Annotated in this window: 8 protein-coding genes; 6 read left to right on the top strand and 2 right to left on the bottom strand. The window is 35.1% G+C overall.

What is annotated here, in order from left to right:
* The first annotated feature begins 6 nt into the window (after positions 1 to 6).
* Genes ribD through ACXJIE_RS06505 form a run of 5 tightly spaced genes read left to right on the top strand, consistent with a single transcriptional unit; the run spans position 7 to position 3,701 of the window.
* Complete coding sequence (gene ribD, locus ACXJIE_RS06485) at positions 7 to 972, top strand: bifunctional diaminohydroxyphosphoribosylaminopyrimidine deaminase/5-amino-6-(5-phosphoribosylamino)uracil reductase RibD (protein ID WP_456480158.1); 966 nt, start codon at positions 7 to 9, stop codon at positions 970 to 972.
* Between the two features lies 1 nt (position 973).
* On the top strand, positions 974 to 1,693 hold the full coding sequence (locus tag ACXJIE_RS06490) for a class I SAM-dependent methyltransferase (protein ID WP_456480151.1): 720 nt from the start codon (positions 974 to 976) through the stop codon (positions 1,691 to 1,693).
* The gene (locus ACXJIE_RS06495; protein WP_456480152.1) at positions 1,683 to 2,504 is read left to right on the top strand and encodes a DnaJ domain-containing protein; all 822 of its coding nucleotides are present in this window, start codon (positions 1,683 to 1,685) and stop codon (positions 2,502 to 2,504) included. The genes ACXJIE_RS06490 and ACXJIE_RS06495 overlap by 11 nt, the downstream gene beginning before the upstream one ends.
* Positions 2,494 to 3,390 (top strand): peptidoglycan DD-metalloendopeptidase family protein, encoded by an 897-nt coding sequence (locus ACXJIE_RS06500; protein ID WP_456480153.1) that lies wholly within the window; start codon positions 2,494 to 2,496, stop codon positions 3,388 to 3,390. The genes ACXJIE_RS06495 and ACXJIE_RS06500 overlap by 11 nt, the downstream gene beginning before the upstream one ends.
* Complete coding sequence (locus ACXJIE_RS06505) at positions 3,342 to 3,701, top strand: bactofilin family protein (protein WP_456480154.1); 360 nt, start codon at positions 3,342 to 3,344, stop codon at positions 3,699 to 3,701. The genes ACXJIE_RS06500 and ACXJIE_RS06505 overlap by 49 nt, the downstream gene beginning before the upstream one ends.
* 90 nt (positions 3,702 to 3,791) lie before the next feature.
* Here ACXJIE_RS06505 and ACXJIE_RS06510 read toward each other — a convergent pair whose 3' ends face one another.
* Positions 3,792 to 4,400 carry a Crp/Fnr family transcriptional regulator gene (locus ACXJIE_RS06510; RefSeq protein WP_456480155.1) on the bottom strand — a complete coding sequence of 203 codons (609 nt, stop codon included), beginning with the start codon at positions 4,398 to 4,400 and terminating at the stop codon, positions 3,792 to 3,794.
* 95 nt (positions 4,401 to 4,495) lie between these two features.
* Between ACXJIE_RS06510 and ACXJIE_RS06515 the strand changes: the two genes are divergently transcribed.
* Positions 4,496 to 5,890: a hypothetical protein gene (locus tag ACXJIE_RS06515; RefSeq protein WP_456480156.1), complete on the top strand. Its 1,395-nt coding sequence runs from the start codon at positions 4,496 to 4,498 to the stop codon at positions 5,888 to 5,890.
* Between the two features lie 40 nt (positions 5,891 to 5,930).
* On the opposite strand, the gene radA is transcribed toward ACXJIE_RS06515, so the two are convergent.
* A partial coding sequence (gene radA / locus ACXJIE_RS06520) for a DNA repair protein RadA (protein WP_456480157.1) occupies positions 5,931 to 7,103 on the bottom strand: 1,173 nt, incomplete at its 5' end.

Consider the following 7,103-nt stretch of genomic DNA (forward strand, 5'->3'; position numbering starts at 1 on the left):
GTAAAAATGAAAAATTACATATTTGATCTGATTATAAAGGAAGCGTGGAAGTATCAGTTTCTGACATATCCGAACCCGGCGGTGGGGGCGGCCGTGATTGTAAACAATCAGCTTTTTACAGGCGCTCACGAAAAGGCCGGAAGCCCCCATGCCGAGGTTAATGCGCTTTGGAATGCCTTCAGGGCTTTTAATAGAGTGCCGGAACTTGAAAAATCACATGAAATACATGAATTTTTGCTTCAAAACCACAACGGGTTTTTCAACAGAGCAAACGTTTACGTAACGCTTGAGCCTTGCGCTCACGAAGGAAAAACCCCGTCTTGCGCAAATCTTTTAAAACATTTAAAACCGAAAAGCGTCACCATCGGCTGGCCTGATCCGATTAAAGGACACAGCGGAGGTGCCGAGATTTTAAAAAACGCCGGAATCGAGGTAGATATTATAAACGATAAAAGATGTTATGATTTAATAGAGCCGTTTATAAAATGGCAAAAAAGGTTTGTGTTTTATAAACTCGCCCTTACAATGAACGGGGTGATTACAGGCGGATATATAAGTTCTGAGAGTTCTCTTAAATGGGTGCATAAAGTAAGGGATAGAATCGATCTGCTTGTAATCGGTGGTAATACCGTAAGGATTGACAGACCCACACTTGATGCCAGAAGGGTTGGAGGCAGGGCGCCTGATGTTTTGATTTATACGAAAAACGACGGGATTGAAAGGAACATTCCTCTTTTTAACGTTCCTAAAAGAAGAGTGTTTGTAGAAGATACGCTTGAGAAGTTAAATGATTATAAGTTTATAATGATAGAAGGCGGCGAGAGGCTTTATAATGAAATAAAAGAGCTGGTTGACTGGAAAGCGTTCATAATAAGTCCGAAATTTGCAAACAGGTTTAATTTCAGAAGCGAAGACAGGTTTGAGATACTGCATACAAACAGCGGTGAAGATTTGATTGTGTTCGGGAGGTAAAATGGACGTAAAAATATACGACAAACTTGCTAAAAAGTATGATTTTGCCACTAAAATAGTCAGTTTCGGAATAGAAGAGCTTTGGCGGCGGATGTTTATAAGAGAGATAAAAAAACATATTAAAAACGGCGTTTTGATAGATGTGGCGAGTGCGACGGGAGAAATGGCGGAAGTTCTCGGTTTTGATGAAATGTATCTGATTGAACCGAGCGGTGAAATGAATGCAATAGCGAGGGAAAAATTGAGAATTAAGAACCTACCCGACCAACCAGAATGGAGAATTGAAAATAATAACTATGTATTGGAATCTAAAAATAAAAAGATTGTGATTATTGAAGATACTGCGGAGAATTTTAAGCTTGATAAAAAAGCGGATTTGATTACGGCGTTTATGGCTCTTAGGAATTTTGACGATTTGGATAAAGGCATGGAAAACATTAAAAACCATATAAAGCCCGGAGGATATTTTGCAATAGTCGAAATGGTAAAAAGCGAAAGTGTTTTTGCAAAATTTATTCTTTGGTATATGAATAAAATCGTGCCGTTAATAGCCGGAATTCTTCTCGGAATGAAAGAGGAATATAAATTGCTGGGAAAAAGTATAAATTCTTTAGAAGAAGAGAACATTATCAAAAACCTAAAAGGATTCACTGTTGTCAAAAAACAAAAACTCATATTTCCGATCGCGACATTGATAATAGCGAAGAAAGATGACGGATAAGGTATTTGAGATAAATATTAATGAAAATATAGAAGTTGTTATAGATTCAAGATTTAAAATCAAAGGCTTTATTGAATTTATAAGGCTTTCTTTTAACAGAATGGAAATAAAAGACGGTGAATATAAAATATATTTTGATAAAAACAATGTAAGAAAGCACAAACTTCTGCTGTATGCAATAGCGAATATGTACAAAAAACATAAAAATTCCGACGATTCTGTTTTAAAAAAACTACTTTTGAATTATAAAAAGGATTTAATCGTAAAAATAAAAAAATATTCCCTTACATACGATGAAAAGGCCGTTTATATAACAATCAGAAAGATTTCTTCAAAAGAATTCGAAATACTGTTTGCAAATCCGAAACCCGCTGTTTTTAACTATATAAAAGGACTGTTTTTGTTTGATTTGATTGACTATTCGAAAGAAAGGTTCGTTATAATGTATAATGAAGAATCACAGAGAATTGTGAGTGCTCTTGCTGCAAAAAATACGGTTATGGGTTACAGGGTTGTGTTTAATATAGATGAAAACGAATTTTCTTATACCAAAAATTTCAATGTGGAAGGCTCTTTAAAAGAATATTTAAATAAAATAAGAAACGCTCTGGATCTTTTCGGGGTATCCACTATATATGAATTTGATAAAATAAAAAGGGAATATCGAAGGCTTGCCAAAAAATACCATCCGGACCTTCACAGACAAAAGCCTGATTTGATTCAGAAAATATATGCGAAAAAATTCGCAAGGGTAAAAGAATCCTTTGAACTTCTTGAAGAATACTATTTACGGAAGAGTTATGAAAAATAGATATTTTATAACTATTACGACGGTTAAAGGTACGAAACATTACACGTTTCACGAAATTGTCAAGTTTATAGTTATGAGCGTTTTTCTTGTTGTTTTTTTTACGATAGGGACGGGATATGCATATATCGAATATTTGAAAGAAAAAGTCAAGGGCATAAACGTCCAGAAAAAACAGCTTTCTTCAGAACTTGTAAAAATGAACGAGCAGATATTCAATCTGAACACCCAGATTAAAAATTTGAATGCTTTGTTGCTTAACAAGCAGGTCGCCCTTCAGAAGCTGAATTCGAAAATAGAGGATTTGGAAACGAAAATGGGGTTGAAAGGGGATGTTTATTTCTCCAATATAAATGTAAATTCTCTTACAAAAGAGGAAATCAACAAGGTTTTAATGCTTTTTCCATGCGGCAAACCGGTTAAAAATATCAAAATCTCAAGCAGGTTCGGATGGAGGATTCATCCTATTCTTAAAAAGAGGGAGTTTCATCCGGGTGTGGATCTGAAAGGGCGGGGATTAATTCCGATTTACGCTACGGCAAATGGCGTTGTCTCCGGAGCCGGTCTTAATCCTTACGGTTACGGATATGTCGTTAAAATATCGAATGTTTACGGATTCGATACGCTGTATGCGCATCTCAGAAAAAATATAAAAGTTAAAGCCGGGGATTTTGTCAAAAAAGGACAGATTATAGGCTATATGGGAAATACCGGCTTAAGTACGGGGCAGCATTTGCATTATGAAATTAGATATAATGATAAACCTCTTAACCCTGTTAATTTTATTTACTGGAACGGAAAGAATTTTTTTAAAATGTTTAAAAAAGAAAAAGGAGTACCATGGGAGTCTTTAATAAAAGCGAGTCTGTTAATAACGAAACAACAGTAGTATCCTCGGGGGCGGTGTTTAAGGGAAATGTCGATATAAAAGGCAATATCCATATTGACGGAACGATAGAGGGCAATATAAATTCAATGTCCAACATTTCAATCGGTAAAAAAGGTAAAATAATAGGGGATGTCAAATGCAAAAAACTGGTAATAAGCGGTATATTCGAAGGAAAAGCTGACTGTGACGAAATAGAGGTTTTAAAAGGGGGGAAATTAAAAGGGGAAGTGAATGTGCTTAGCATAATAATAGAAAAAGGCGGAGATTTCGACGGAACGTGCCACAAAAAAAATAAAGATGTAAAAAAATAATCACTTTCATTTCAGTACTAAATGTATAAAATAAATTTCATATTGAAAATTAAAATGTTTAAAAAAAATATTGTTATAGAAAGATAAAAATTATATTTTCATTTTATCGTTTAATTTCTTTTTTAATCTACTTAATGATTGGGGTCTTATGCCAAGGTGTGTGGCAATCATATGCTGTGGAACTAAATCAAACCAGTGTGCAGAATGGGATAGAAAATACAAAAGTTTATCTTCTGCCGTATCTATTGTATAAGAAATAATATAATTGTGTAATGTAGAATAAGCTTCTTCTGCAAAAAGACGTCCAAGTTTTTGTCCGGTTTTAGTATGGTTAAAAATAAAATCGACATCGCTTTTTCGAAATTCTATAAGCTCACAGTCTTTTAAAACCTCAATATATATTTTTGAGGGAGTACCGTTTAAAAAACTTTCGTAATCAAGAGCGAACACGTTGCTTAGTTTTGCATGTTCGTCGTTAAAAAAAACGTGCCATGTATAATCATTTCCTTTTTTATCGATTATATAACCCCTTAACAATCCGTAATTTACAAAATATGCTTTTTTGCAGATATCACCGGCAAAATGAATGATTTCTTTTTTTTTGAATTTAATTATCCTTGATCTTTTTTTTATTACAAGCCATTCGAAGCTGTTTAGTTTTACATACTTTGCTAAAAAATTTTTTAATTTGTCATACATGCTGCACCTTTTTATTATTTTATTAAGCAAATATTAACATAAATTAATGAATTTTTTAAAAAAAAGATACATAATTAAAAAAAAAGGAGTCAATTATGAATGTACTTAAAAGTGGCAAATCAATTTTCCTTTCATTTGCAACCGCTTTTTTGCTAACGGCGTGTGGAGGTGGTAGTTCTTCTACAAATAAAGAGGTTGACAATACGGTTACAGATATAGAAACGAATTTAACGGCATATTATATGGATTCACCCGTAAGCGGTGTAAGTGTAAAAGATAGTGAAGGTAATGAGATAAAAACGGATAAAGATGGTAAATTTACCGCTAAAAGCGGTGTTGTGAGTATGTATATAGGAAATTATTTGATAAACAAATACAATCTTGAAGAAAATGAAGAGTATATTTTCGAATCTTCGGATTTAATGAAGCAACTTTTACAGTCCTTAGACAGTGACGGTGATCCGACAAACGGAATAAGCATATTACAGGAAGTTGTGGATTATTTTAAAAATCATAACGTAACGGTTTCAAGCGAAGATGACATCAAAAACCTTGTAGATGCAATAAACAGCGAACTCGGGCTTAATTTACAGTTTGTGGATTATTCGACCGCATTGGAGAATTTTAATAAATATTTAGAAAAATTGATGGCTGATATTTTTATGAATAAAGATTTTTATGTCGTAAGATATGACAGTGATTTACAAACCTATCTCATAGATAAAATGCATACTTATTATAATCCTGACCCTCAAGGAGAGTGGGACAAATATAAATGCGACGTATGCTACAACTACGACGGAAGCGAATGTAAAGGAGGGGAAAAAACCGGATTTGAAATGTATTTAGGAGCAAGCGGGGGAACGCCTTGGATTAGTGCGAGTACGAACGGCGGCGAATTTTATCATGAATTTAGAAATTTAACGGGAAGCGGCGACACTTATGAAGCGGATGACGGAGATAAAATTTGGGAAGAAGTTGAAAAAGAGTTAGAAGGTGAAGCTGATAATTTACCTCCTACTGATATCACATATACGCAAGACTATGAAAAAGCAAAAAACATTCAGCAACAATGCATTTCTCTAATAAAAAAACATAAGACATTAAATGTTAAAAAAATTTCGTTTATAAAAGTGATGAAATTTAGAATTTGGAGGTTGAGCAGTGGAGCATTAAATGAAACACTCAAAAAAATTAAAAATATTACGTTTGTAAAGATGAAAGATTCTTATGACGTTGCTGTAAGAGTTACATTAGAAAACGGTAAAACTTATTCAAAAACTGTAAATTTAAATGAAGATGGAAAGTATTATACATATGGTACTCGAAGTGATCAAACTATCGAAATAGAGGGAAACAGTTATCATTTTGAGATAGTAATAGATTCAGAAGAAAATACTCCATATGTATCGGTAGAAATAAGTGATAGTAATATAGTAAATAATGTAGATGATACAACAAAAATAGATGCAGTAGTAAAATATAACTAAAAGCGCTTATGCGCTTTTTTTGTTTTGTGAATGGATATAATCACATCCATTCAAGAAGTTTTTCAACTTCTTTAACTTCATAGCATTTAATAGGCTCTTCCATAGGCTTGCTTGGAACTATGGCTTTTGTAAAGCCGAGATTTGCGACCTCTTTTATTCTCTGATCAAGCCCGGGAACATCCCTTATGTCGCCCACTAAACTGACTTCTCCGATAAACACGCTTTCTTTGCTGATTTTTCTGTCCCTAAAACTGCTGACAATTGCCGCTATGACGGCTAAATCTGCGGCGGGTTCGTTTATTTTGATACCGCCCGTTACGTTTATAAACACGTCATACTGATTAAACGGCAGGTTGAGTTTTTTTTCAAGCAGCGCTAAAATCATATTGAGCCTCGATAAATCAAATCCCGTGGCGCTTCTTTTCGGAATTGAATAACTCTCGCTTACAAGCGCCTGAACTTCCAAAACGATGGGGCGCGTTCCTTCCAAGATAACTGTAATGGCGCTTCCGGGGAGCGCTTTTTTGGAAAAAAACGATTTGTTTTTGGCACTCACAAGCCCCTGTTTGGTCATTTCGAATATTCCGATTTCGCTGGTTGATCCGAATCTGTTTTTAAAAGCCCTCAAAATTCTAAGCTCCCTGCTCGCATCACCTTCGAAATACAAAACGGTGTCCACCATGTGCTCAAGAACCCTTGGTCCTGCGATTGAGCCCTCTTTTGTAATGTGTCCTATAATAAAAATAGGGGTTTTTGTCTCTTTTGCAGCCCTCATAAGCTCAAACGTGGCTTCTCTTACCTGCGATACGCTTCCGGGTGCCGATTGAAGGTTTTCGGAATAAATTGTCTGAATAGAGTCGATAATGACTAAGTCGTAGCCTCTGTTTATTTCCTCAAGTATGTTTTCCACGACAATTTCAGGCATTAAAAAAAGATTTTTGTTTTTAATTCCGAGTCTTTCCGCACGTATTTTTATCTGTCCGGGACTCTCTTCCCCCGCCACATACAGAACTTTTTTATTTATGTTTCCGGCGAGTTTCATCATAAGGGTGGATTTCCCGACACCCGGGCTTCCGCCTATAAGTACAAGGCTGCCCGGCACTATCCCGCCGCCTAAAACCAGATCAAGTTCGCCGTCGCCTGAACTGAAGCGTTCGATTTCCTCTTTTTCTATTTCATCGAATTTTAGAATATTCGCTTTTTTTACCGAAGG

It is taken from the genome of Nautilia sp., assembly GCF_053994455.1.

Coding starts and splice junctions, on each gene's coding strand:
- ribD (WP_456480158.1), top strand. CDS start 7: ATGAAAAATTACATATTTGATCTGATTATAAAGGAAGCGTGGAAGTAT.
- ACXJIE_RS06490 (WP_456480151.1), top strand. CDS start 974: ATGGACGTAAAAATATACGACAAACTTGCTAAAAAGTATGATTTTGCC.
- ACXJIE_RS06515 (WP_456480156.1), top strand. CDS start 4,496: ATGAATGTACTTAAAAGTGGCAAATCAATTTTCCTTTCATTTGCAACC.
- ACXJIE_RS06510 (WP_456480155.1), bottom strand. CDS start 4,400: ATGTATGACAAATTAAAAAATTTTTTAGCAAAGTATGTAAAACTAAAC.
- ACXJIE_RS06495 (WP_456480152.1), top strand. CDS start 1,683: ATGACGGATAAGGTATTTGAGATAAATATTAATGAAAATATAGAAGTT.
- ACXJIE_RS06505 (WP_456480154.1), top strand. CDS start 3,342: ATGGGAGTCTTTAATAAAAGCGAGTCTGTTAATAACGAAACAACAGTA.
- ACXJIE_RS06500 (WP_456480153.1), top strand. CDS start 2,494: ATGAAAAATAGATATTTTATAACTATTACGACGGTTAAAGGTACGAAA.